Annotated in this window: 17 protein-coding genes; 7 read left to right on the forward strand and 10 right to left on the reverse strand. The window is 52.0% G+C overall.

What is annotated here, in order from left to right; translation table 11 throughout:
• Window positions 1–230 precede the first annotated feature (230 nt).
• The 4 genes from crtO to ACQ4M4_RS05090 all read right to left on the reverse strand — a co-directional run bounded on the left by crtO (window position 231) and on the right by ACQ4M4_RS05090 (window position 6,720).
• Window positions 231–1,925, reverse strand: a complete 1,695-nt coding sequence (gene crtO / locus ACQ4M4_RS05075; RefSeq protein ID WP_430683385.1) for a beta-carotene ketolase CrtO — start codon at window positions 1,923–1,925, stop codon at window positions 231–233.
• A gap of 112 nt (window positions 1,926–2,037) precedes the next feature.
• Window positions 2,038–2,793: a DUF3891 family protein gene (locus ACQ4M4_RS05080; RefSeq protein ID WP_430683386.1), complete on the reverse strand. Its 756-nt coding sequence runs from the start codon at window positions 2,791–2,793 to the stop codon at window positions 2,038–2,040.
• A complete protein-coding gene (locus ACQ4M4_RS05085; RefSeq protein ID WP_430683387.1) occupies window positions 2,790–3,353 on the reverse strand; it encodes a GAF domain-containing protein in 564 nt (187 codons plus the stop codon). The genes ACQ4M4_RS05080 and ACQ4M4_RS05085 overlap by 4 nt, the downstream gene beginning before the upstream one ends.
• A gap of 226 nt (window positions 3,354–3,579) precedes the next feature.
• Entirely contained in the window at window positions 3,580–6,720 is a 3,141-nt protein-coding gene (locus ACQ4M4_RS05090) for an MFS transporter (RefSeq protein ID WP_430683388.1), read from the reverse strand.
• A gap of 1,273 nt (window positions 6,721–7,993) precedes the next feature.
• On the opposite strand from ACQ4M4_RS05090, the gene ACQ4M4_RS05095 reads away from it, so the two are divergent.
• Window positions 7,994–10,732, forward strand: coding sequence for a CHAT domain-containing protein (locus ACQ4M4_RS05095; RefSeq protein ID WP_430683389.1), 2,739 nt, complete (start codon window positions 7,994–7,996; stop codon window positions 10,730–10,732).
• Here ACQ4M4_RS05095 and ACQ4M4_RS05100 read toward each other — a convergent pair.
• A complete protein-coding gene (locus ACQ4M4_RS05100) occupies window positions 10,705–11,400 on the reverse strand; it encodes a phosphoribosylanthranilate isomerase (protein WP_430683390.1) in 696 nt (231 codons plus the stop codon). The two genes, ACQ4M4_RS05095 and ACQ4M4_RS05100, sit on opposite strands and share 28 nt — an antisense overlap.
• Before the next feature lie 327 nt (window positions 11,401–11,727).
• On the opposite strand from ACQ4M4_RS05100, the gene psaK reads away from it, so the two are divergent.
• The gene (gene psaK, locus ACQ4M4_RS05105) at window positions 11,728–11,991 is read left to right on the forward strand and encodes a photosystem I reaction center subunit PsaK (RefSeq protein ID WP_430683391.1); all 264 of its coding nucleotides are present in this window, start codon (window positions 11,728–11,730) and stop codon (window positions 11,989–11,991) included.
• A gap of 349 nt (window positions 11,992–12,340) precedes the next feature.
• Complete coding sequence (locus ACQ4M4_RS05110) at window positions 12,341–13,555, forward strand: site-2 protease family protein (RefSeq protein WP_430683392.1); 1,215 nt, start codon at window positions 12,341–12,343, stop codon at window positions 13,553–13,555.
• A gap of 279 nt (window positions 13,556–13,834) precedes the next feature.
• On the opposite strand, the gene ACQ4M4_RS05115 is transcribed toward ACQ4M4_RS05110, so the two are convergent.
• Both ACQ4M4_RS05115 and ACQ4M4_RS05120 read right to left on the reverse strand, forming a co-directional pair.
• The gene (locus ACQ4M4_RS05115; RefSeq protein ID WP_430683393.1) at window positions 13,835–14,572 is read right to left on the reverse strand and encodes a lipoate--protein ligase family protein; all 738 of its coding nucleotides are present in this window, start codon (window positions 14,570–14,572) and stop codon (window positions 13,835–13,837) included.
• Between the two features lie 424 nt (window positions 14,573–14,996).
• The gene (locus ACQ4M4_RS05120) at window positions 14,997–15,455 is read right to left on the reverse strand and encodes a YbjN domain-containing protein (protein ID WP_430683394.1); all 459 of its coding nucleotides are present in this window, start codon (window positions 15,453–15,455) and stop codon (window positions 14,997–14,999) included.
• Window positions 15,456–15,834: 379 nt separating this feature from the next.
• Between ACQ4M4_RS05120 and ACQ4M4_RS05125 the strand changes: the two genes are divergently transcribed.
• Window positions 15,835–16,845, forward strand: a complete 1,011-nt coding sequence (locus tag ACQ4M4_RS05125) for a type I glyceraldehyde-3-phosphate dehydrogenase (RefSeq protein ID WP_430683395.1) — start codon at window positions 15,835–15,837, stop codon at window positions 16,843–16,845.
• A gap of 77 nt (window positions 16,846–16,922) precedes the next feature.
• On the opposite strand, the gene ACQ4M4_RS05130 is transcribed toward ACQ4M4_RS05125, so the two are convergent.
• The gene (locus tag ACQ4M4_RS05130) at window positions 16,923–19,094 is read right to left on the reverse strand and encodes an NACHT domain-containing protein (protein ID WP_430683396.1); all 2,172 of its coding nucleotides are present in this window, start codon (window positions 19,092–19,094) and stop codon (window positions 16,923–16,925) included.
• 428 nt (window positions 19,095–19,522) lie between these two features.
• Here ACQ4M4_RS05130 and ACQ4M4_RS05135 point away from each other — a divergent pair, with 428 nt between their 5' ends.
• Complete coding sequence (locus ACQ4M4_RS05135) at window positions 19,523–20,416, forward strand: alpha/beta fold hydrolase (RefSeq protein WP_430683397.1); 894 nt, start codon at window positions 19,523–19,525, stop codon at window positions 20,414–20,416.
• 94 nt (window positions 20,417–20,510) lie between these two features.
• Here the strand turns inward: ACQ4M4_RS05135 and ACQ4M4_RS05140 are convergent, their stop codons facing one another.
• Window positions 20,511–22,142 (reverse strand): ATP-binding protein, encoded by a 1,632-nt coding sequence (locus ACQ4M4_RS05140; protein ID WP_430683398.1) that lies wholly within the window; start codon window positions 22,140–22,142, stop codon window positions 20,511–20,513.
• 766 nt (window positions 22,143–22,908) lie between these two features.
• Entirely contained in the window at window positions 22,909–23,484 is a 576-nt protein-coding gene (locus ACQ4M4_RS05145; RefSeq protein ID WP_430683399.1) for a GNAT family N-acetyltransferase, read from the reverse strand.
• Window positions 23,485–23,967: 483 nt separating this feature from the next.
• Here ACQ4M4_RS05145 and fbp point away from each other — a divergent pair, with 483 nt between their 5' ends.
• The gene (gene fbp, locus ACQ4M4_RS05150; protein ID WP_430683400.1) at window positions 23,968–25,038 is read left to right on the forward strand and encodes a class 1 fructose-bisphosphatase; all 1,071 of its coding nucleotides are present in this window, start codon (window positions 23,968–23,970) and stop codon (window positions 25,036–25,038) included.
• 112 nt (window positions 25,039–25,150) lie between these two features.
• Complete coding sequence (tal, locus tag ACQ4M4_RS05155) at window positions 25,151–26,296, forward strand: transaldolase (protein ID WP_430683401.1); 1,146 nt, start codon at window positions 25,151–25,153, stop codon at window positions 26,294–26,296.
• Window positions 26,297–26,357 lie beyond the last annotated feature (61 nt).

Below are 26,357 nucleotides of genomic sequence, written 5' to 3' on the forward strand. Positions count from 1 at the left end.
ATCGGGCAAGCTCAGCAGGTCAGTAATCTGATGGATGAGCGCTCTAAAATCATCCAACTTTTGGGCCTACCTTACTGCCGTTACTACCTGCTTAATTAATTCCCAGCAACCTGCGGAATATCGGTTATGGTTGATTACTATATGAGATCGGATTGGAATTTGCCAAAAAAATGAGCCTAAACAGGAATTGTTCAGGCTCATTTTTTCTTTATAAAAAGCTCAGGCTCTCTCTATTGAAACACTCGAAAAGCAGGTTCAAATGCCGATTTAATCGAATCTCGAGCGTCTTTGAGCGTTTGGGATACGGGGTTTAACTCGTACAGAACAGCCCGAGCACAGTTGCGACCTGGCATACCAGAAATAGAGCCACCAGGATGAGTTCCTGCCCCGGTGAGGTATAAGCCCTTAACTGGGGTTTTATAGTTGGCAATTTCGGGGAGTGGACGGAAGAAAATCATTTGCTCTAGCGTCATATCCAAATGATAGTGATTGCCCTTGAGTGCTCCTAGGCGATCGCCCAACTCAGCTGGGCTCTCTACCCGTCGAGCAATCATGGCGTTCTTCAAGTTAGGCGCATAATCTGCCAATTTGTTCAACACGCGATCGGCGATCGTGTTTTTCAATTCATCCGTCCATCCAGTTCCATTCAAGCCTGTTCCCTTTAAATTCTCCACCACATAAGGGGCAAAAAATTCAATCCATAACGTATGTTTTCCTTCAGGAGCCATGGATGGATCGAGCATGGTTGGCATAACCACATAGATCGACGGATCTTCGGGAATTCGACCTACCGTTGGGTCGGAGTGCGCCAACTCCACATGCTTGACAGAATCGGCAATTAACACCGAGCCGATCAGGTACTCATCTTTATGTTGGTGATGCTCAAACCGCAGAGGTTCCGATAAAGCACAGTCAATTTTGAGAATACTTTCATTGTTGTTCACAATGCGGCGTTCAAGCCGCTCTCGCAGTTCAGAATCAATCGCATTGAGATCGCCGCTATCCATCATGTGCAACATCAATCGTTTTGCATCAATGTTAGAAATCACACCGGATTTTGCACGATACTCTGTGCCGCCCTTCACCCTAACACCAACAGCGCGGCCACTATCTACTAATAGTTTTTCAACAGCTTGATCCGTCAATACTTGCCCGCCTAAGCTTTGAACTAGCTTGAGCAAGGCTTTTGTTAGAGAGCCTGTACCACCGCGAGGTCTAGCCATACCCGGATTGTGTCGCATTGCCATCATAATGGCACCAATCGAGAGCATTTTTTGGCTTGGGGGTGCCCCCAATTCGGAGCCAAGACGGGCCAATGGTGCTTTGACAAACTCTGAATCAAAATATTCGTTGAGATTGTCTTCAACACTGGTGAGCATTGTCCGAATGGTGTCCAAAGCTTTGTTTGGCCCACCCACGATAGAGAGCAACTCTTGCAGCTTTTTAATGTTGTAGTTTCCCAAAATATCAATGATAGATTTTGGGGGAGCATTAAAGATAGGAGTAATGCCCATCAGTAACCGTTGCCAAAAATCAATAAATTCTGCGTATTTTTCAGCATCATGTTGGTTGAACTTGGCAATTTCGGCACAGGTTTTTTCAACCGAACGGTGAGATAAGAAATAACTTCCATCTGGATGGGGACAAAAGACGGTTGGGTCACAGAATATATATTCCAGACCATATTTGTTGAGTTCTAACTCTTCCACCACTGGCCCAAGATGAATAAACTCATGGTCGATCGCACACAGGTTAAAGTTAAATCCTGGTGCGTCTTCCGGCATGGCTTCTTCTGTGGTGGCTGCTCCGCCTGGAACCGATCGCTTTTCTAACAACAGAACTTGATAGCCAGCCTTTAACAGATAGGCAGCACATACTAAACCGTTATGCCCTGCTCCGATAATAATGAAATCAACTGGTTCCATAGCTTGCCTTTATCCTTCAAGGTTACTGATCGATTGGTTTATCGGTTTGGATGGAATGACGATGCTATTATATGGGTTTATCTCTCCTCCCATTGGACATCGTCTGTCATGGCTAAGAAGTTTTGGCTTTTGGCTTGGAAAATGTCCATTCCAAAACTTCGACAGGAGCTTTTTCTAAAGCAGTAATGAGAGATTGTTGGGTCTCATATTTCAGCTTTTCGAGGCAACACGCCTCTACATTGATCGTGAATTGTTCATCTTCAAAAGGCCATGGTTCAACGGTTAGATATTCGTTGTCTAACTGCCGAATGTCGTACCGCTGACCATCGATGCCGCTGGTAATTTCGAGGGCACGACCAGCATCGGGAATTTGCTGTTGAGCCAGAATCAGAGATAGGCGATCGCACCATCGCATAAATTGATAAGCGCGTTCTGCCTCATCTTTTTCGATTCCTAGCTCTTTTCGCCATTCTTCTTGTTGTTGAGATAATTCTGCTAGGAACTCATCCCATTGTTTTGAGCTTCCTTTCTTTCCCTGGTTTAAGAAGGAAACATGTTTTGAGGTGAGAAACGTGACCCAACGACCTCGGTAGCGAGCATCGACGATGTGTTGCTTGAGTTGCTCGATTTCGTCATCTGGATTGGAACCTGCGGCGAGGGTAAAGTCTAGCGGTGCGCCTGCGGGAGTGAGTTCGTAGTGTTCCTTTTCTTTTTCGAGATCGTCGTGATGGGAGATGGCCGCAATGGTTTCGTAGAGGCGCTCGGGGGCATCGGATCGTCGCCAATGACCTGCAATCTGTGCGGCGAGCAAGGCATGTGCTCGGTGATAGATAATTTGCCAACCCGTTTCAGTCAAGTTTACGATCATAGGTTTTCTGGCGCGTTGAGGGAAGCAGGATCCGCAGATGTGACGTAGGCGATCGCCAAAGGTGTTAGGGCGGCTTCGACATGGGCCATGAGCGCACGATCGTCTGCAGTCCACACACGAGGGCTATTCATGACACAAGGTTGCAAAATGCCCCATAGCACGCCATCGCAGCGTAAATGAGCGTGAATAAGCGCTCGATGGCCAAAGTTTTCGGCTTCAAAATCGCGGTTTACGACTGTGGAACTTGCCGTTTCGACATCTTCTACAAAGATCGAAGGTTCGGCTCGGAGTGCAGCGGCAAATAAGGGATCATCCTGCGCTAAGTTTGTGGGTTCTGGTTTCCACTGGGGGTCGAGTATTGCTGGAATGCTGGACCGCTTTCGCCAACAGGCAACTGCTTTGCCTAACTGGGTGTTGGGGTTACGCAAATAGAGAAAACATCGATCGCACTGCAATTGATCGCCAAGGATAGGAAGCAACTGCTCGAAGACAGTTGTGGGTGAATTGTGAGACTGAAATAACTCGTCGAGTTGAGGAAATGTTGTGGAGGAGTTCGCCATGCAAGTTTCTATGCCTTGTGTGAACAAACCGTAGATAAGCAGCGTGATAAACGATATCAATCAAGGGTGAATCAACGGTGAATTAAATATGAATCGACAAATGAATGGGGTTGCCTAGCGTCAATCACAATGAGACTGCCGGGAATCAACAACTGTATAAGGGCATGAAAAGCGCTCCATGGAGCGCTTTTCATACAGATCCTGCGATAGTTAGAGGACGGTTGATTTAGCCTGCGGCTAGGGCACCCGCTCCGGCAGAGGCCGCCGCCGAAACCAACGCAGTGAGGAACAACCACCAAGCCGCAGCAGCAGATGCTTTTCGGGTTTCTTCCATTTGGTGTTGTGCCTGCTCTTTAACCTCTTCCAAACGGCGTTGCGCTTCCATTTGAATGCGCTCAGCGCGTTGCAATACGCTGTTTCGAGCTGACTCAACTTGGCCAATAATGCGGTTGGCATCGGCTTCGGAAATGTCTTCGCGAGAGCTAAGAACGGCAACCAAGGTGTTGCGATCAAACTCACTCAACCGATGGCGCAAGGCCTCAAATCCAGCTTGTGGATCATGGAATAGGGTGCGAATATCGCGCCGAATGCCATCGTAATTGAGTTCTGGGCGATCGAGCGAGTTGAGATAATCGCGAATGCGCCCAAAGATGCGATCGATCACGGCTTGCACTCGGTACTGAATCTGGCGCACTTGAGCAATCACTTGGTCGCGGGCCGATTCAATTTGGGTCACAACCCGCTCCACCTCTTCGGGGCTCATATCACCCCGCTGCGACAACAGGGCCACCAGGGTTGAACGATCAAATCGAGAGAGGCGATCGCTCAAAGAATGCAATCCAGCTTTGGGAGATTGCACCAGCAAGCCCAAGTCTCGCTTAATCCCTTCTGGATTGAGTTCTTCTTTATCGGTGTTGCGCAGGTATTCTTCGATGCTGGCCTCAAAGTCCATGACTTGCTGCTGGGTTCGCAGGGCCAAACGCCGAGGCGCACGAGCGATTTGGCGCAGACTAGATTGCACTTGATCGATGGTGCGGTTGACTTGCTCTTCGCTCAAGTCGTCACGCTGGCTCAACAGACGAACTAAGGTGTCGCGATCGATTTGGGATAGGCGATGACGTAGAGCAATCGCACCTTCCTTGGGATTTTCAAACAACCGATTGAGATCGCGTTGAATCCCTTCCGGATTAAGGGCTTCGGCATCAGTGCGCCGCAGATAGTCAGCTAGGGTGTTGACTGTTTCGTCGTAGCGTTCTTTAACCGTGCCAGCAATGATGCCAGGAGCATGAGTAAAGCTATACCAGTTCGATTCAACTTGATCTACAACCTGATTCGCCTCAGCATCCGTCATGTCTCCACGTTGGCGTAGCAGTTGCACCAAGGTATCACGATCCATACGCGATGCCCGATGACGAATGGCGCTCAACCCCAACTGAGGATCGTTCAGGAGCAACTGCAGATCTCGCTTGATGCCTTCTGGATTCAGTTCGGCTTTGCCTGTATCACGCAAGTACGATTCCAAGCGACCTTCGGCTGCTGTAAACCGATCGCGGATCTGCGCATCCACCGACTTTGCATCAAACAAGACGCGATCGCGTGTTGCTTCTAATGCATTGAGAATGGCAACTGCCTCCTCAGGGGTAATGTCTTGTCGTTGCACCAGAATGGACTGCAAGCGTGCCCGATTGTAGCTGGAAAGGCGATTGTTGAGTGTTTCGTAATCTGCATCTTCGTCCGTTAGAATGGCGCGGAAAGCGGGCAGCGTATCGTTGGAATACATCTGCTCTTTGGGCGTGGTCATGAGATAAATTTCCACCCGCTGCTGCAAGTCGGTCGAAATCTCTAGTTCCTTCGCCGTTAGAGCACTAGCCAACACATCCCGACGAATGGCTTCCAATTGGTCAGCCATGGTCTGAATTTTTGCTTGAGTAAACAGGCCACGAGATGCCAATACCTCTGCAAAATAGGAGCGGTTTAGCAGTGACAGTTGCCGTGCAACCTCACCCGGATCGGCAGAGGGATCATACAACACTTCGCGAAACTCGCGCTCTAGCGTGGCTGAGTTCATTTGCCACGATTGCTTGGTCATCAAGTAGTGTTCTACATCATTGCGAATTGGGCTGTAGCCAGCGTCGCGATCGCCACTGATTTGGCCCATTACCTTCTGGGTTTGCTCAGTAACTTTATTGGGGGCTTGCTTCAGCCGATTCATAATCTGCTCTAAATCGAGATCCGACAAGTCGGTTCGACCCAGTAGCATGGGCATCACCATGCCAAGCCCTGCTTGCAGCTGAGGCGGAAGCATCCCCATCATTCCACCCTGCTGTCCCGATTGCGACTGTCCAGATTGCTGCGATCGCTCGGCCAAAATGCGATCTAACTTTTCGTTCAGCTCTTTGACTTGCAGTTGTCCTGGCTGAGCCGACTGCAAATAGTTCACCAACTCTTCTGTCGAATCGCGACGACGACGCTGTCCCAAGGTTTGCCGCCACACCGTTTCTAGCAAGGTGGCAATGCGATCGACCTCTTGCCGCGAAAAGTCGGTTCGGCGGCTCACCAAGTCCACAAAGGTTTGACGGTCAATGGATTGGAGGCGATCGTGGTCGGCCAGTTCCGCAAATTCAGGATCATTCAGCAGCGACTCGAAATCCCGACGGAGTTGCGACATATCCATCTGCGGTAGCTTGAGCCCGTACAGATAGTCCTCAATTGATTCGCGAATGCTGAGGGGATCCATGGCCGAACCCAGTTGGTTTCGGGTTGCTTCGACAATGGCCTCGGCTGTGGATACGGCTTGTCGCTTGGCTGCTTGGCCTCCCAATGCCGCTGTCGCTGCCCCCAGTACGGTTTGAAAACCAGATGTGGCGGCATTGACCACCGAGCCAATCAGCGAACCGACTGTGCTGGAGCTAAACCAAACCAACAGCGAAAAGTAGGCTGCCCAAATGACTAAGCCAATGATGGCACCCAGTCCAGAATGGGTGAGCAAGCTGAGCTGCACCGCCAGGTAACACGCCAAAAATAGGGCGATCGTCACGGTTACCAATGTCCACAGGCCAACGCCAAAGCCAACTTTGCGAATGGTTGAGCCAAGACCCCCATCCGAATCGTGCTTGGAGGTGTGGCTATCGGAACTGGAATCGCCGGAATGACCTAGATAAGAAATTCCAGCTGCAACAGAAAAGTTGGTTAGCAAGAGCTGAATGGCAAATGCCAACAAAATCCCTGAAACGAGCGCAATTAAAAACTGCGGCCCTGAAAACAAAACAACAGCCGCTCCAGGAGCAGCAGGTGCTACTACGGGCGGCGGCTGAGCAATCCAAAACTGATTTGCCAGCGGAGTGTGTAAATGTGTGAGTTGATTCATTAGTTTCTCCTGTCGGTTCAGTGGTTACACCCACTGCCAATTCATCAATAGAAATCGAACAAACAAGGTTAATTAGGAGTAAATTGGAACTGTCTGAAGTCCGATTTATGGCTTGAATTTGAACAACTCAGCCTATATATGTGAGACGTGTGAGTAAATGCAAAACTTGTTAGAGTTCACCCCAAATTTTGCAAGCTGAAACGTTCAGAAAATAGCTCATCTACACAAAGATAGAGATTAGCCGGAGGCAGCGATCGCCACTTCTTTCCGCTGTTCCAATCCACCCATCCACTGGACGGCTGAAAGAACCAGAAATTTGCTTGAAAGTCTGATATCTATTGCCTTCAAACGAATCACTGGCATGCTCTATGACAAATTGCAACCGTAGCCAACCGCAGGTGGCATTTGGAGTTATTCAACCCCATAAATGAGTTGAACGAACGGTTGTGACAACGATGAAACTCATCCAATGTCGGAGCGTGCAAGACGCAAAAACATGGCTGCTCAGGACTTTTTTGCTGAACGAGCTTAATTTTTCACTCACGCTTTTAGAATCCAACTTTTGTACGGGTTTTACATCTCCCTAAGGTTGGAAACAAGGTTTGGTAAACACTTTTGCGCAATTGTTTCGTGATGCGATCGCTTTATTTCGAATATTTTTTAATTAACAAATAAGGGATCGGAGCGAAGTCCAATCCTAAATCTTTTCTCGATGTTTTGAATTTCAATGCGGCGTGCACTGATTAGCCATCCTAAAGATAGATTTTTTGTACGTTAACTGAAAAAGATGGCTCGTTTTTGGGTACGGATATCTCTCAATGTGTTCATCAAAACCGATGGCGATCGCCCTGTTCGTTGAACGAGGGTTAATTGCGAATCACGATTGTTTCTTCATATAAACCTGTCACCCTGAAGCAATATTCAGCCTGAAGCAATAAACCATTGCTCAGCCAGCAGCCATCATTCAACGTACAACTCTAAAACTCTGTGCTGTTCGCACTACGACGGCACAGAGTCTTATGGGCTGAAAAGAACTTGACGTTACTTGGCGTTAAGGAATCATGGCTAGCCGATAAGTTAAACAGGACGAGTGATGGGTCAACTTCCGGTTAAGACTACCCTGAACCTTAAGTACCCGTTGGGGTGCTAGATGAATCAAAGGAATTGATTTAGATTCTATGGTTGAGAGAAATATGAAACAATGTGGCAAATCGTTCGCAAGGTGGATGCATCGGCATTAGGGTGATAGGCAACAACGGCGGAGGAAAATGAGGTGGCAACTCAGAAGACAACATCTGCTCGATGGATGATCCACCTGGCGAGGATGGTAATGGTGATGAGTGCGGCGATCGCGCTGCCATCCGAGGCGACTGCTTTTACCCATGCCCCACAGCCCGATATTGCGCCGACTTCTGTACCATCGCTTGAGCAAAGCCGGGCTTTGTACGATGCAGGACGTTATCCTGAGGCGATCGCGCTGTTGCAGCAATCCCTCCACCAATTTGAAACGAGGGGCGATCGCATTGGGCAAGCGTTGGCGCTGAGTAACTTGGCATTGGTGTATCAGCAAACGGGGCAGTGGAATGCGGCAAATGGGGCGATCGGCCAAGCCCTGAGCTTGGTTGAGCAGGAGCGCAGCCCCAACGGCCAACAGGTGAAAGCCCAAGCCCTCAACCTATCGGGACAGTTACTGTTAGCGCAGGGGCAGGCCGAACGTGCCCTGGCAACGTGGGAACAAGCGGCGGCGGCATTTGAGCAGATTCAGGATGAGGCGGGTGTGTTGACGAGCCAGCTCAACCAGGCCCAGGCGTTACAGGCATTAGGCTTTTATCGGCGGGCGATCGCGCTGCTCACTCAACTGGCTGAGGAGCAGCAAGCCCAGCCCAACTCTCTGACCAAAGCGCTGACGTTGCGCAGCCTGGGCGATGCTTTGAGAATTGCGGGCAACTTGAGTGAAGCGAAGGAACTGCTGGCCCAAAGCTTGAATGTGGCGGAGTTGTTAGCACCCTCTGTCCCCGAAGCTCAAGAAGCGATCGCTGCCGCCCAGCTAAGTTTTGGCAATGTGTTGCAGGTTGAGGCCACCGCAGAACTAGGACGCAGTGGCCTATCCACCGCTGAGGCAGTTCGTTTGGTGAGCCAGCCTCCAGCAGTGGCCAGTAACCCCAGCTTGGCCGCGATCCAGCGCCGACAACAAAGTGCTGCCCGCACCTTTCTGCAGCAAACTGAAGTGGCGCTGCAGCATTATGCCGATGCCGCCGCTCAATCGCCATTGCCAACCACGCAGGTACAGGCTCAGCTCAACGCTTTTACCCTGCTGGTGGAGACAGAGCGGTGGAGTCAGGCTCAGGCGCTATATCCCACAATCAACGCTCAGCTCAACCCGGAAACCAGCGATCGCACAAGCATCTTCAATCAAATCAACCTGGCCGAAAGCCTGATGACGAGCTTGCAACAGGCAGAGACGCCATTGGCGACCGCTGGCGACATTGCACACCTGCTGGCGACTGCAGCCCACCAGGCCAAAACTATTGGCGATGTGCGCGCCCAGTCCTTTGCCGTTGGAACGTTGGGCAAGCTGTATGAAATGAATCGTCAATGGGCCGATGCCCAAACGCTGACTCAAGATGCATTGGCGCTGGCCCAAACGGTGAGTGCCACGGATATTGCCTATCAGTGGCAGTGGCAACTGGGGCGACTGCTGGTTCAGCAGCGAGATTCTGCCGGGGCGATCGCCGCTTATAGTCAGGCGGTGGCGTCGCTGCAGTTGCTGCGCAGCGATTTGGTGGCGATTAATCGCGATGTGCAGTTTACCTTTCGAGAACGGGTGGAGCCGGTTTATCGAGACCTGGTGGGCCTATTGCTGACTCCCGAACCTGGACAGGCGGTGAGCCGCGATCGCTTGACCCAAGCGCGAGATGTGATTGAAGCACTGCAAATTGCCGAGTTGGATAACTTTTTTCGCGAAGCCTGTTTGGATGCTCAGTTTGCCCTCGATCGCGTGGTTGACCAGGCGCAGGAATCGTCGGCTGTGGTGTATCCCATTGTGCTGGGCGATCGCCTGGAGATCATTCTCAAGCTGCCCCAGCAGGAGTTAATTCACCATACGGTTGCCGCTTCCCAAGCCGAAGTTACCTCCGCAATCGATACTCTGATGGCTGAGGTGGCCCGACCCTACTTCTCGCAAGCGCAAATGGCCACGCCCCAGCGACTTTACAATTGGCTGATTCGCCCAATCGAAGCAGAATTAACGGCTAGCCAAATTGAAACGCTGGTATTTGTGCCAGATGGCCCTTTGCGAAATTTGCCGCTGGCGGTGTTGCACGATGGGCAGCAGTATTTGATTGAGTCCTACAGTTTGGCCCTGGCACCAGGACTTCAACTGCCCGATCCTCAACCCATTCAGCAGCGCGACATTCGAGCCCTGGTTGCTGGTTTGAGCGAGGCTCGTGATGAGTTTCAAGCCCTCACCTTTGTGAAAGCCGAGGTTGCCCAAATTCGGGGCGATATTCCAAGCGAGGTGTTGCTTGATCAGGAATTTACGCGCATCAACTTTCGGCAAGAGCTGACTGGCGCGCCGTTTTCGATTGTGCATGTGGCAACCCACGGCCAGTTCAGCTCGAATGCTGACGAAACGTTCATTTTGGCATGGGACGATCGCATTGATGTGAACGAGCTGAGTGAACTGCTGCGAGGCAAAGAGGCGCAAGGTTTGGACCCAATCGAGCTATTAGTGCTGAGTGCTTGCCGAACGGCTGTGGGCGATCGCCGCGCTGCATTGGGCATGGCGGGTGTGGCTGTGCGAGCCGGAGCTCGTAGCACCATTGCCTCATTTTGGAGTGTGGATGATGAGTCAACAGCGTTGTTGATGAGTGCGCTCTATCGCCAGCTCAGCCAAAATCCCATTTCCAAGGCCGAGGCGCTACGTCGCGCCCAGTTAGAACTTTTGCGCAATCCTCAGTTTCGGGCACCCCGGTTTTGGGCTGCCTATGTGCTGCTGGGTAACTGGCTGTAATGGGGCTGGTTTTGGGCTGGGGTGGGTTGATGGAGTTGTTCAAATAATTGGGCAACTTTTTGTAGATCTTTGTTGCCGGGGGAATGTTCAACCCCGCTAGATAAGTCAATGCCGTGGGGTTGGGTTAGCTCTAGGGCGATCGCCACATTGTCGGGGGTCAGGCCACCGGCCAGCAGCCAAGGAACGGGTGAGCGAAATTCGCGGAGGGTTTGCCAGTCGAGGGTTTGGCCTGTACCGCCATGGTGATGCGGATGGTAAGCATCGAGCAAAAACCGATCGACGACGCTGGCATAGAGGGCTGTGCTGGCTAGGGTTTCTGCGCTGCGAATGCGAAATGCCTTGATGAGATGGATGTGGGGCAGGCGATCGCGCACCTGTTGGCAAAAGGTGGGTGATTCTTCGCCATGCAGTTGCACCACGTTGAGGTTGGCGATCGCAACAACATCGGCAATCTCATCCACGGCTGCATTCACAAATACCCCGACGCGATCGACGTTGGGTTGGCCAAACTCGTTGGTGAGTAAATGATCGACAATATGACGAATCTGCATGGCAGAAACATACCGAGGCGACTGGCGCACACAAATGAAACCCAGGGCATGGGCACCCAACTGGGCGATCGCACGCCCCTGTTCTGGTTGAGTAATGCCGCAAATTTTGATGTGCATGGGCCTTTCAATGTTCCGCTGTAAAACTGAGGCTCGAGCCTGTGGCTAGTATCGCATTTGGTTGAGCTTGGCAAACCGCATGGAGTACGCCGAACTCATGCAATTGTTAAGCTGTATTGCCAAAATTAACGTACAGCCTGGGTCATCGCCAACGTTTTGTTAACTCTTCAAACATTTTTTTATTGCTTGAGCCTTGCTTTTTATAATCCACACAGTGAACGGCAATCCGCCTTAAGCAACTGCAACGCGCAAACGTTGCTGGTGTTGCTGTGTTCACGTTTCAAATTTCATGCTTTTTAGAATTTACCGTTAGGAGAGAGACTCTACATGATGTCATTGGTACTTGCTCAAGTAGCGCATACGTCTCCCTGGTCATTCAACACCGCTTTGGTGATGATTGCCGCAAACTTGTTTGCGATCGCCGTCGGTTACTATGCCATTCAAAATCGGGGTGTGGGTCCCAAGCTGCCGGTCGAAATGCCCGCCATGTTTACCGGGTTTGGCGTTCCTGAGCTTCTCGCCACCATGAGCTTTGGCCACGTCATTGGTGCCGGACTCATTTTGGGTCTTTCAAATGCAGGCTTGTTATAGTTCCAAGCACTCCTTTTCCTGGGATGGATTGGGGGTGCTCTAGCGATCGGTTACAACCCCGTCTTTCGTTCTCGCCTGGGCGATGTTTGAGATTGCATTTGCGATCTGCAGCATCGCCTTTTTTGCGATCGCCCCCCATCTGGTCGCTTCTTCTGCAAAGCCTTGGTATCTCAAGAATTGAGACCCTCAGCCCGGAGTCAATTCAGGATCCGCACAACCCGACGTAAACTCATGATGAAAATGAGTAAGATTAGAAGATGGCTCTAAGGTTGAGAGCTTTTGTTACTGCTGTAGACCAGCGCTTTGGCTGAGTTTTTCTCGTTCAGCCCACACGGTTAGGGAGACTGTTATGCAACCAGGTTGGCGAGTCGGCTCCATTTTCGGAATTCCGCTTCTCATCGACACATCCTGGTTTTTAATTTTGGGGCTGTTTACCTTTTCCAATGCGGCGGCGCTTCAGCGGGGAGGGTTGCAGCCTCCTGCTGCGTGGATTACCGGATTGGTGTTGGCGCTGGCTTTGTTTGCGTCGGTACTGCTGCATGAGTTGGGCCATAGTTTGGTGGCCAAGGCGCAAGGCATTAAGGTCAATTCCATTACGCTATTTTTGTTTGGTGGTGTGGCGGCGATTGATGAAGAGCCCAAAACGCCGGGCCGTGCGTTTCAGGTGGCGATCGCCGGACCTGCGGTCAGTTTTGCGCTGTTTGTGCTGCTCACAGCAACTTACCAATTTCTGCCATTGCCCAATGCCATTGATTTTGTGGTTCGAGATTTGGCCTATATCAATGGAATTTTGGCCATCTTTAATATGATTCCTGGTTTGCCCTTGGATGGTGGACAAGTGCTACGGGCAGCGGTGTGGAAGGTGTCGGGAAGCCGCATTAAAGGGTTGCGTTGGGCGGCGAATGCCGGAAAAACGCTGGGCTGGTTTGCGATCTTTTTAGGATTGGGGCTTTATTTTCAGTCTAATGGTGGCTTTAGTGCGTTGTGGATTGCCATTATTGGCTGGTTTGTCATGAGCAATGCAACGAGTTATGGCCGCATTGCCGATTTGCAAGATGCGATCGCCAAGCTGCAAGCGTCTTCTGCCATGACGCGTGAGTTTCGGGTGGTGGATGCCAATTTGACTTTGGCGCAGTTCACTCAAAACTACCTGCTGCGAGAAGAAAAGGGGCAGATGCCTGCATTTTATGCCTCATCGGACGGACGCTATCGGGGGTTGATTTTGCCGGATGAGCTGCAAACGATTGAGCGCAGCGAGTGGGATCGTCTGACGCTGCATGACATTGTGCATCCGCTGACGGAGATTCCTTCGGTGCAGGAATCGGCTCCGCTGTCAGACGTGATTCAAACGTTGGAAGCGTATTCGCTGCGGTATGTGACGGTGCTGTCGCCTGCGGGCGCGGTTGCGGGTGTGGTGGATCGGGGCGATGTGGTGCGGGCGGTAGCGGAGCAGTTGCGGGTGCCGGTGCCGGAGAGTTTGATTAAGCAGATTAAGGAGCAGGGGACTTACCCGAATGGGTTGCCGTTGCAGGCGATCGCCAAATCGATTGGGAGTGAAGGTTAGAGGGGTAGGGTTACAGCTCAGCAAACGATCCTACTCGGGGACTTCTCCTCGATTCCCCGCCTTTAAAGTGAAGGTTAGAAGCGCGTAGGTTTATTGCTCAGCAAACATCGTACTCGGGGGACTTCCCCCCGATCCCCCGCTTCTAAGGGGACGGCGCTCGTCCCCTTAGGAACCCCTCCGCAAGGGGTGAATAGCTCGATGCCAATCCGCGCTCCGGGTTAGGGTGTGAGCTGGGTACGAGAGGGGGGCGGATTGGGGTGTATGTGGGCGTACTCCACGCTATGGGTTGGGGGCGATCGCCAAAAACGACTTGTCTGCGGCTAAGGCTTCTACTTGTTGCCATTCGTCGAGTTGGAGCGATCGCACTTCAAGGCGAATTTCAAAACATCTTTCTGCTGCGGCTGTTAGTGCGGCCTGTACTTCTTGTTGTGTGAAGGAGATGGGTAAGGGAGCGATCGCATCAACGTTATCGCCAAATACTTGCTGCATGAATTCCCGATCTGGATTGAGGCGCATGGAGCCGTGTTGCAAGAGTGCTCTGCCTTGTCTCAGTTGGGCGCTACCAATGAGTTTGGTGCCGTCCGCTCGTACTAGATCGGCTCCGGTAGCGGTGCCAAAGCAGTTGGGGTTGTGCAGATAGTTTCGTTGGGCAGTACCATATTCCAGCTCAATCCTAAGCGATCGCCATCCCTCCACCAAAAACTCGCACACCTGTTGATATGCCTGTATTCGGTTATCGGCAAACTGGCTGGCCACCACCGCATAGGTCAGGTCGCCTTGGTGCAATACCGCCCGTCCGCCACTAGGCCGCCGTACCAACTCCACCGCCTGCCCCCGCCACACGAGCGATCGCCACTCCTTCGGGAACCGCCGCTGATGATACCCCAGCGAAATCGCCACAGGCTCCCACGCATAAAACCGCAATGTTGGCGGATGCAGCCCCAACCGATGCTGCTCAAACAACCACCAATCCAATGCCATCTGCGATCGCCCCGACCCCTGCCAAAACGGAATCAATCGCCATACTTGGTCATGTGCGATCGCCAGAACCCAACCACCTCAAACGTAACAACAACAAGCAATGCACAAATCCTCGTGGCTCTCACCCTAAATCCCTCTCCCAAAGTTGGGAGAGGGACTTTGAACCCGCCCCCAAATTTAGAAGAAGGAACTAAAAGCTCAACCTGCCTCCCGCAGGGCGGCCACATGGCAAACCTATGATGCCTATCGCAAACTCCCCCACAAACCCCAATCCGCCCCCCTCGGCCACTCAGCCCACACCCTAACCCGGAGCGCGGATTGGCATCGAGTCGTCAACCCCTTGCGGGGGGTCTGGGGGAGTGAGGCCCCCAGAAAGCGGGGGATCGGGGGGAAGTCCCCCGAGCAGGATCTTGGCTGAATAGGAAACCTAGAAAAAACCAACCTTCAACCCGCGCAACCCCTAAGAAGCTCCAAACTCCTCCTGAAGCGCATCATCATAGTTATCCGCCAGCGTCGCCACAATTGTAATATTCCGCGACACCTCCGACGCGGTCAGCCCCTCCACACTCCGCTGCGCCGTCACCACCACCTCACTATCCAAAATGCCAAAATGCGCCTCAAACGTACTCGACCAATTCAGCTCCAGCAGCCTCCGCATCAGCTCCGGCTCTTTGCTTGCAGGCAACCGCAGCACCGGCGACCAAATCGTCAACATATCCTCATCCGACTCACCCGTGAGCTGCACATACACCTCAACCGAGCCGTACTTAAACTTCCACAAATGACCCTGCTCCGAATGACTCACCATCGCGCTCTGGTCTTCCTGCAAGCTGGCGATCACCGTCTCAATCACATCCAAGTGACTTGCTTCAGCCGCTTCACTTTCTACCAAATACTGGCTCGAATCCACATCCACCATACCGAAATCCTCACAGGTCTCAGGCTTTAGGTTCTCTCCCCAAATGTATCTCCATCTGGTTAACTTTAGCCAACCTTACCCAAACCCCTTGGGTGATGAGACATGTGAAACACATCCCCATGCCTGTCTTGCTCAAAAAACAGAGAATCGTAATGGTAATCCTGCTTCACGCAACCTGCCCTGCGCTCTACCATCCTCAGCACCAGCTCAAAATCAAGCCCTATTTTTAGAATTCATAGGATTCTCATCAAATTTTGAGCAAATTTCGCCCCTTTTTTCTGATCCCGCAGACTTAAGCACAACCCTTGAGACCGTACACCTATAAGTGTATGATCGGTTCCAATAATGGCGATTTTATGAACGGAGAGGGCAAGACGCAGTGATCAGAGTAGCAATTAACGGTTTTGGGCGCATCGGTCGCAACTTTTTAAGATGCTGGCTCACCAGAGAAAATAGCCAATTTGAAGTGGTAGCCATTAACGATACGTCCGATCCGCATACCAACGCCCACCTGCTCAAGTACGACACCATGCTGGGCAAGTGCAACGCCGACATCAGCGCCGACGATAACACAATTACCGTAAACGGCAAAGTCATTAAGTGTGTATCGGATCGCAACCCGCTGAATTTGCCCTGGGGCGCTTGGGAAATTGACCTGGTGATCGAATCCACTGGCGTATTCGTCAGCCGCGAAGGTGCCTCCAAGCACATCGAAGCGGGTGCCAAAAAGGTGCTGATCACCGCTCCGGGTAAGGGCGACATCAAAACCTACGTGGTGGGTGTCAACGACAGCCAATACACCAACGATGACGACAACATCATCAGCAACGCAAGCTGTACCACCAACTGCTTGTCGCCCATCGTCAAAGTGCTGCACGAAAGCTTTGGCATCATCAAAGGCACCATGACCACCACCCACAGCTATACGGGTGACCAGCGCCTGCTGGATGCCAGCCACCGCGACCTGCGCCGCGCCCGCGCCGCCGCCATGAACATTGTGCCCACCACCACCGGTGCCGCCAAGGCTGTGGCTCTGGTGCTACCCGAAATGAAGGGCAAGCTGAACGGGATTGCGCTGCGCGTGCCCACCCCCAACGTGTCTGTGGTTGACCTGGTGGTGCAGGTGGAAAAGCCCACCATCGCCGAGCAAGTCAACGAAGCCCTGAAGGCCGCTTCGGAAGGCTCCCTGAAGGGTGTGCTAGCTTACAGCGAACTGGAACTGGTTTCCACTGACTACCGGGGTACCGATGAGTCCTCCATTGTGGACTCCAGCCTGACGATGGTGATGGGCGGCGATATGGTGAAGGTGGTGGCCTGGTACGACAACGAGTGGGGCTACAGCCAGCGCGTGGTTGACCTGGCCGAGCTGGTTGCCAAAAAGTGGGCCTAAGCTGCCTCGTTCTCTAAGGTTTGTTTTCTAGGTTCGATGCGGGGGCAAATTGCCCCCGCTTTTTGTTGCGAAAAAACTCACTGCTGTGGCACCGTTAGCATCCGTTCCTCAATGCCTTCCCACACCTCCGGCGACACCCGCACCGCCGCCTCTTTGCACCGCACCATTAGTTCATTAATGTAGAAACACTGCTGTAATGCTCCGGCTTCATCTTGTGAAAGCTTTACCAAGTCGGGATTCAGGTGCAACGCACAATACCAAACCTGCACAATTTCATCTCGAAATGCTCGCTTAGTCTCTGCTGATGCATTCTCATCAGGAATTCTCGTTTTCATCTCCTCAAATATTTGTATAGCCACAGAAAAATCAACGGATTTAAAAATTTTTATTTTTTCATAGGCGAGGGCGAGGTCGAGGTCGCGGGCGCGGTCGCGGGCGAGGTCGAGGTCGAGGGCGAGGTCGAGGGCGAGGTCGAGGTCGAGGTCGAGGGCGCGGTCGAGGGCGCGGTCGAGGGCGCGGTCGAGGGCGAGGTCGAGGGCGAGGGCGAGGGCGCGGTCGAGGTCGAGGTCGAGGTCGAGGGCGCGGGCGCGGGCGAGGGCGAGGTAAATCGCCGCAATACGTTTAGCCGCAGGCTTGTAGTTTCCTTCAGAGCCGTCGGTCGCTTTGGTGGCCCAATCCAATAATTCAACGAGTTTCGGTGTGTTGATGCAGCCTTGGGCCGTTTTTTCCATCGTCAATAGCAAATCATCAGCACCTTTACGTCCCCGCATCAGCCCAGCAACCAGCAAAAACACTTCACGCCATTGCTCATCCGTCACATGGTTCTTCACCAACCATTCAAGTTGCTGGTTGTCAATAACGTATTGCGCGACCAAATATTCCTGAAACGTGAGGTGAGAAAAGGAATACACCTCGCGGGCGCGTTCTACCAAAATACCTTGCTGCACTGCAATGGCTTGCAATACCTGCTCACTATCCAAGTGCTTTGGCGCATTCAAGTTGCTTACTAAAAACTCTTTAATCCGCCGTGTCACATCGCGCTTATCAAAGAAAAGCTGATCTTCGACAAAGCTGTCATAAGCAATTTCTGCCAGTAGTTCTCGCTCTAGCTCCAATGGCAAATCACGATAAATTGGCTCATTGTGAATGCGCTTTTCTGCGGCCCATTCTTTTAGCACCACATCCAGCGCTTCACCATACAGCGATGCTCGGTTTTTTGGGAAGTCCTGCGATTTGTCATACACCGCACAAAGCAAGGTTAGTAATAAGGGCGTTTGCGCCAGCTCTTTTGCCGCTTCATGTTCCTTGCGGCACATTAGTTCCCAGCATTTCTTGGCCGTTTCGTTTTCCTGGTCTTTTGGCGCACGAAACCAGTTGTAGATAAATTGCTGGATCTGCTCATCCTCAAACGGGGCCATCGCCACATCTTTGAACCGGGGAAAGCCACCTTTGTAGGCCGCAACTCGGCAGGAAGCGATAAAGCGGTTGTTGCTGTACCGATCCACAAAATCGCGAATTTGCTCGATTACGGCACTTTCCTGATCGGCAGACACTTCATCTAGCCCATCTAGCAGCACCAGCAGTTTTCCCTTGCTCAGCATGGCCTGGGTAAAGGCTTCTGGTTCTGGAAATCCACAGGTTTCAAACTCTTCGGCAATCCGCTGTTCAATCGTTTTGTCGATCGATTTGAACCGTTGCAGCGGCAAAAACACAGGCACACACGGCGGCTTGTACTGCGACTGGGAATAGCCTGTGTGATCCACATCTTTGGGCTTGAGCGCTTCCAATCCCACCTTCCGCAAAAAGGTCGATTTGCCAATCCCAGGCCCACCTAACACCATCAAGTATTGCTCATCATTCGCCACATCCAGACCATTTCGCTTTGTCTCCGAGTTGCCGCCACGAAAACCCCGGCGACCGCTCTCTCGAAACAGCTCTGCCAATCCCTCAGCCGATTCAAACTGCCGGATTGTGCCGTGATCCAATAGGCGTACCGCAGTGTACACATCTTCCAACTGAATAGGAGTATCCATCCGCACGCACACCACCTTCAGCGTGCCGTGGCGTTCTCGGTAGTTGGCAATGTATCGTCCCGATGCCCGGTAAATGGCTTGCTCTGCCGCTTTGCCAATATCCTTGTTTAGCCATTTGGCAATGGTGCCGCCCGATTCCTTGGTTGCAGTCTCCTTCAGCGTATTGAAGACAAGCGTAGACAGGCTGGCAATGAGGGGAGCTTCAAATCCAGTCATGGCGGTGAGGGCAAATGAGTTATGCCCATTATGGCAGGCGTTTTTCTGGCTTTGGCGAAATTACCCGAGTGCATCCCAATTTTGCAAATTTGGCCCTCATCCCCCAGCCCCTTCTCCCAAAATTGGGAGAAGGGGAGCAAGATTCAAAGTCCCTCTCCCAATTTCGGGAGAGGGATTTAGGGTGAGGGCTACATAAAGTGGGATGCATCCAATTACCCCTGTCCTGTGTGGAAATGGATTGGGTGAGGAAGTCTTCTAGGGTGAGCGGTTGGGGAGAGACGGTCATGGCTGGCGATCGCCCTTCTCATATACAACGGCGAGGATGCTTCAACTGTACCGCAGGCAGATTCTACGCCTCAAACCGTTCGTGCCGCTTGAACCTGGCTATGATAAAAGCAGTTAACACATCGTTACAGTATTGCCGAGCCATGACATTGAGCCAATCGGTTGCCGTCACCACCCACACCTGGACCTGGCAGGGCTTGCCCATCCGCTACCAAACTGCCGGAACCAGCGGCGCGCCCATGATCCTGATTCATGGTTTTGGTGCCCACAGCGACCACTGGCGCAAAAACTTGCCCGTATTAGCAGAAACGAATCGGGTCTATGCGATCGACCTTCTGGGCTTTGGCTTTTCCGCCAAGCCACCCGCAGGCCAACCCCTCAGCTACACCTTTGAAACTTGGGGCCAGCAAGTGGTGGACTTTTGCAAAGAAATCATTGGCGAGCCCGCCTTTTTGATTGGCAACTCCATTGGCTGCATTGTGGCGCTGCAGGCAGCCGTGTTGAATCCAGCCCTGGCGCGAGGCGTGGTGATGATTAACTGTTCGCTGCGGCTGCTGCACGAGCGGCGACGGGAACTGCTGCCCTGGTACCGCAACTATCCCTCGGCCATCTTGCAAAAAGTATTGGCCTACCAAACCATCGGGCAATTTTTCTTTTCTCGCATTGCCAAGGCAAAAACTGTGAAAAAGGTGCTGCTGCAAGCCTATGGCCGCAAAGAAGCCGTGACCGATGAGTTGGTCAATTTGTTGCTAAAGCCTGCCGCTGAGCCAGGAGCGGCAGACGTATTTCTCGCGTTTATTGGGTACTCACAGGGGCCACTGGCCGAAGATTTGCTGCCGCAGGTGCAGTGTCCGGTGCTGGTGCTGTGGGGCGATCGCGATCCGTGGGAACCCATCGACATGGGACGCGAGTATGCCAACTATCCCATGGTCGAGGACTTTATTTCGTTGGAAGGGTTGGGTCATTGCCCTCAAGATGAAGCCCCCGAAGTCGTGAACCTCATTTTGCAAGATTGGGTTCACAAAAAGACGGTGTAGTGCGCTCACCAGCTCACACGAATGCTGCGGGTTAAAGCGGACTGCAAGGGTTGATGGTTTGTTTGCCGCCAATCACCTTTGAAACAGACGCTTGCTATTGAGGTGCGATCGGCAGCAGTACCGAAAAGTTGGACCCTTCTCCTAAACGGCTTTTGACCGAAATGGAGCCGCCACAGCGCAATAGCAATTGTTGAACAATCGATAGTCCTAACCCCGCACCGCTGCTATCTTCTGTACCTCGCACTCGATAAAAGCGATCGAAAATTTTGGGAACATCCGACTGGGCAATGCCAATGCCCGTATCGCGGATATCGATTTGCACATACTCGCCTTGCTGCTTGGCCTTAACCCATACCTGACCTCCCTTGGCCGTAAATTTGATGCCGTTGTGCAGCAAGTTAATGACAATTTGCCGCAGCCACGACGGTGTACAGCAGATGGCAGGCAGATCTTCAGAAATGGTGTAAGCCAGCAGAACGCCTTTTTCCTGTGCCAGAGGTTGGTAAGTGCTGACGATACCAGGAACAATATCTGTGAGGCGAATGGGTTGAATGTCGGCGTGGTTGTCTGTATTTTCGAGCTGGAGCAAATCCAACACGCTGGTGATGAGCGCACTTTGGCGATCGCACTCATGGGTCAACAAATCCATGTAGCGCTGCTTTTGGGCGGGCTTGAGGTTGGGCGAGTTGAGCAGGGTCAGCGCTGTTTTCATGGAGGTGAGCGGTGTTCGTAACTCTTGGCCCACATTTTTGAGAAACTCGTCCTTGAGGCGAATCGCATTTTCCAACTCTTCGTTGCGGAGCTGGAGCGAACCCGCCGTTTCCGCCTGCCGACGGTAGACAGCCGTGCCATGCCAAATATCTTCTTGGACTTGCACTTGGCGAGCTAGCAAATGGCTAAATACAGCAAGATCGAGCCGATTGGCCGTGGGCAGTTTAGTCACATGCTCCCAGCTTTCCACCATCAGCTCCACCTCGGGCGCGAGTTCGGCCTGATTTGCCAACGACCCCAAAATTTCATACAACCCTGAAAAGAGGCGTTGCAACGTCTCTGGCTCGACGGAACACACGGCTAACAGGGGATGGCGACGTTCGGGCTCGTCTTCGGCTGCAGCATCAGGATTGGCTGGGCGCGATCGCGTTGAGTGAGGACGATGGGCGAGTACCCCACCCGATAGCACCTCCGACACCACCAAGAAAAAGTATTCGCGCTTGAGCAACGACTCAGCCTGTATTGGAAATAAGGTGCTGGAAGCATAGTGCAGTTGCCCCGTTGCAGACACAATGCCGCGATCATCAATGAGGGCATTGCCATCGGCGGCAAACATGTTGGTTTCAGGGGGCTCACCGGATCCGTTCGTCCCCAATACGGCTGGGCCATCCGGGGTGCCGGGTTGGGTTGCTGGATCTGCATCTCCCATTGCGGTTGCGGCTTCTGGTGGTACGGCGATCGCGTCCCCCCCATCATCTTTAGAACTTGTGAAGGAGTAGATTGTATGCGGTGCCCGAGCGGTGCGCCGAAATTGTTCCAGTTCTGCTTGCCACACAGCCCCCTTTGGCAACTTTAACCAAATCGTTGCCGGAATTCGCAAGTCGTTTAGCAAATCCATCCACACATTCACCATGGATTTGAAGGTGGTGGGGCTAATTTGCAAAGAATTTGGGGGATGCTCTGAGTTGAGGGCTAACTCGTAGAGCGATACATCATTCGTCAGGAACGGTTTCATGCAGATATTTAGAGTTAAAAAGGCAGGCTGCAAGCAATCATGAGACGTGATTTCTACGTGTAGGATTCTTCAGTGAATAATCCATCATTACAACGTAGACAAAGGCATAACAGAACGAAAAACCACCATTCATTCGACACTATGCACCCCAGAGCATGCTTCTAATGAATTCAGCGATCGCCAGGGCAATTTCTGACGATCGGAATTCTTTCTTAAAGAGGTTGTCTGAACTGTATCAGGATTCGTCGAGTCCACCCTCTGGTTCCCAAATTTGGAGAGAGCAGTCTCGCTTGAACCTCCTAACCCGATATGTCATGGGTAGCCTGCAAGCTAGGCATTTTGCAAGCCGAGCCATGGGCTTGTGATACGTTTCAGATGGCCTCTCGGATGCCTCTAAGAGGACGTCTGAAAAGTGCCTAAAGCTTTGTGGATTGCCCTCACCATTTGTGTTCCCTTCTTCCAAATTTGGGCGAGGGGAAAGGGTTTTCATCTCCCTTTCTCCCAAAGTTTGGGAGAAAGGGCTTGGGGGATGAGGGCTATTTTTCGACTTCTCAGACATCCTTTAAGACATCCCTGTTGAACCGATATCAACCAACAATTCTCCAGGGCAAACTTAGGAGCAGGATTGGTTGACCGCTTCTGCTTTCAGACTTTATCCACAACTGACGAAAAATTCCACTTTTCTGGCATTTCTTTAGATAGATCCTTACAGGATTTCAGCAGAACCCAGGAATGATTTCACAAAACCTGATATGCGATCGCACCCTTACTCCACCCGTGAGTTCGCCCCATCTCCATACCCTGCACCCGGCCACGGACCAGGTGCCACATCTGGCAATTGCTCCCGCTTCGTTTCTTGGTGATATACGGTAAAGCCACGCGACTCATAGTTTTTGAGCGCGTAGGGGCCATCCAAACTGCATGTATGCACCCACACTCGCTGCGTTTGGGGCATTTGCCATGCCCGCTGTACACCCACCGTCAGCAAATGCCCACCCAGACCCTGCCCCACAAAGGCGGGCAATAGGCCAAAGTACACAATTTCTACATCGCCTTTGGGTTGGGCTTCTAGCTCTACATAACCCGCCGGATTGCCGCCCACATAGGCTACCCAGGTTTGCACCTCAGGCCGATCGAGGTAGTCCATCCACTGGTCGTATGTCCACACAAGGCGATCGCACCAGTACCAATTGCCACCCACACTCGTATACAAAAATCGGTTCAGCTCTGGACTGGGCACGGTGGCCTGAAGAATTGAAACCTGGTTGGACAGCGGGGATGAACAACGCAACTGATGAGCATCGTGCATGTCCAAGTACCAAGTGGTGACATCGATTTCCATATCGGTTGCAAAAGAGTAAGGACAACAAAAAATGAGACGTGAAATACGACTGTCAGATGGGTTTGGGGTTAGCCCGGACATCGTTGGTTGAAGGCTGGAGATATCGGTCGGGGTCTCCATTGATCTGTAAATATCTGTCTCTTGACTTACGCATTGGTGTTGTGGGTAGGATGCTTCGCACCCTACCCACAACACCAACACACCAGATTTAGTAAGCTTGCGTAAGTCCTGTGTCTATTGAAATTGAATCTAAGAGGGAATATGAGGGCGATCGCCCCTCCTCCAAAAATCCCAAATGAATCCCTCAGATTGGATAGGTTTTGCTAATGCCATTATCCAGAACCGCCTTTAGCCTTTCTAAAGTTAGACCCCGTTCTGGAAATGCCTCTCTAAGATAGAAACTAGAACGCTCAAGCGTTTCAAACAAATGCCCCTCTCTGTGTTCGTTTGCACTTGAGCGCCATCCACACCAGGAGGGAATACATGACCGAACAAGAACACGCGGTTGAATTTGAGCACAAGCATCCAATCGACCGAGATTGTACAACTCTGCCACGTCATGTGCTGCAACAATTGCAAAGCTATTCGCCCGAGGCTCAAGACCTGAGCGCATTAATGAACCGGATTGCCCTTGCGGCCAAGCTCATTGCCCGCCGCCTCACGCGGGCTGGCCTCATGGAAGACACCCTTGGCTTTACAGGCCGTACCAATGTGCAAGGCGAAGCCGTTAAAAAAATGGACTTGTATGCTAACCAAGTCTTTATCTCGGCGTTTGAGCAAAGCGGCCTTGTGTGTCGGCTCGCTTCCGAAGAAATGGAAGAACCCTACTACATTCCCGAAAACTGCCCCGTCGGTCGCTACACACTGCTGTACGACCCCATTGATGGGTCTTCAAACTTGGATGTCAACATCAATGTGGGGTCAATTTTTGCCATTCGTCGGCAAGAAGGGGAAGATCTGGACGGCACCGCTCAGGATTTGCTTCAGGAAAATGGCCGTAGGCAAATTGCTGCGGGCTACATTCTGTACGGCCCCAGTACCATGCTGGTGTATTCCATTGGCACAGGGGTGCATGCATTTACCCTCGACCCCAGCTTGGGTGAGTTCATTCTCTCCCACGAAAATGTTCGCACCCCTGACCATGGCCCGGTTTACAGCGTAAACGAGGGTAACTTTTGGCAGTGGGATGAGTCGATTCGGGAATATACCCGTTATGTCCATCGCCACGAAGGCTATACGGCTCGCTACGGCGGTGCGCTAGTGGGCGACTTTCACCGCATTTTGTTCCAGGGAGGAGTATTCCTTTATCCCGGTACGGTGAAAAAGCCAGAAGGCAAGCTGAGATTGCTGTATGAGTCGGCTCCTTTGGCCTATTTGATGGAGCAGGCTGGAGGCCGGGCCAGTACTGGCGCTCAAGAGATTTTGGATGTGGTGCCCGACAAGCTGCACATGCGAACTCCACTCATTATTGGCAGCAAGGACGATGTTGCCCTGGTGGAATCGTTTATTCACGAGCAAGAGCGCAAAACCCTGGCCGAAGTTGGAAAACCTTAGGTTTGGAAAACCGTAGAGACGCTGCGTGGGCGTCTCTACGGGGAGAAGAGCACGTCATTCCTTGGCACTGTAACGGCCATGTTGACGTTGACACATCTAGCAGGAGATTGAGATGACAAATCATCTTTCAGAAATTAAGCAATTCGGTCAAAGTATTTGGATGGACAATTTAGCTCGCGATTTGATTCAGTCTGGTGAATTGAAGCGGCTGATCGAGGAGGAGAGCATTTCGGGGTTGACTTCCAACCCAGCCATTTTTGAAAAGGCGATCGCAGGCAATGCCATGTACGATGCCGACATGGAAGCTGGGATCAAGTCAGGCAAATCGTTAGAGGAAATCTACGAATCCCTCGTGTTCGAAGATATTCGCAATGCCTGCGATTTGTTCCGCCCGGTGTACGAGTCAACGGATGGGCTGGATGGCTACGTGAGCATCGAAGTGCCTCCGGTGATTTCGGATGATGCGGAGGCCACCATTGCCGAGGCAAAGCGCTACTTTGCAGCGATCGCCCGTCCCAACGTGATGATCAAGATCCCCGGTACTCAGGAAGGGCTTGTCGCCGTTGAGGAAGTCATTGCCGCTGGGATCAACGTCAACGTCACCCTACTGTTCTCGGTGCAGAGCTACATTGACTCTGCCTGGGCCTATATTCGTGGCCTCGAAAAACGGGTCGAACAAGGCGAACCCATTAATCGGGTGGCTTCGGTAGCGAGTTTCTTCCTCAGCCGTATCGATAGCAAAATTGATGAGTGCATTGATGAAAAGCTGAAGCAGGGTGCGCCTGATATCGATATTTCGGCACGCTTGCGGCAGGTTCAAGGCAAGGTGGCGATCGCCAATGCCAAGATTGCCTATCAGGAATATAAGCGCATTGTCGAGAGCGATCGCTGGAAAGCATTGGCTGAAAAAGGAGCCAATGTGCAGCGTCTCCTCTGGGCCAGCACCAGCACCAAAAATCCTGAGTACAGCGATGTCATGTACGTTGACGAACTCATTGGCAAAAACACCGTTAACACCCTGCCCCCATCCACCATTAGCGCCTGTGCCGACCACTGCGATGTAGCCGATCGCATCGAAAACGATGTGGATAGCGCCTATCGCCTGATTGATAGCCTGGGCGATGAGGACATCAACATCTCCATTGATGAGGTCATGGATGAACTGCTGACCGAAGGCATCGACAAATTTGTACAGCCGTACGAATCCCTGATGCGATCGCTCGACGAAAAAGTACAGCAGCTCGCCCCCGTGTCCTAATTGCCCAGTGCCCCAATAACCTGCACAAAAAACGACCGTTCCAAAACCGCAGGTATTCGGC

Origin of the sequence: Leptolyngbya sp. AN02str, assembly GCF_050565595.1 — a bacterium.
Taxonomy (GTDB): Bacteria; Cyanobacteriota; Cyanobacteriia; order Elainellales; family Elainellaceae; genus Kaiparowitsia.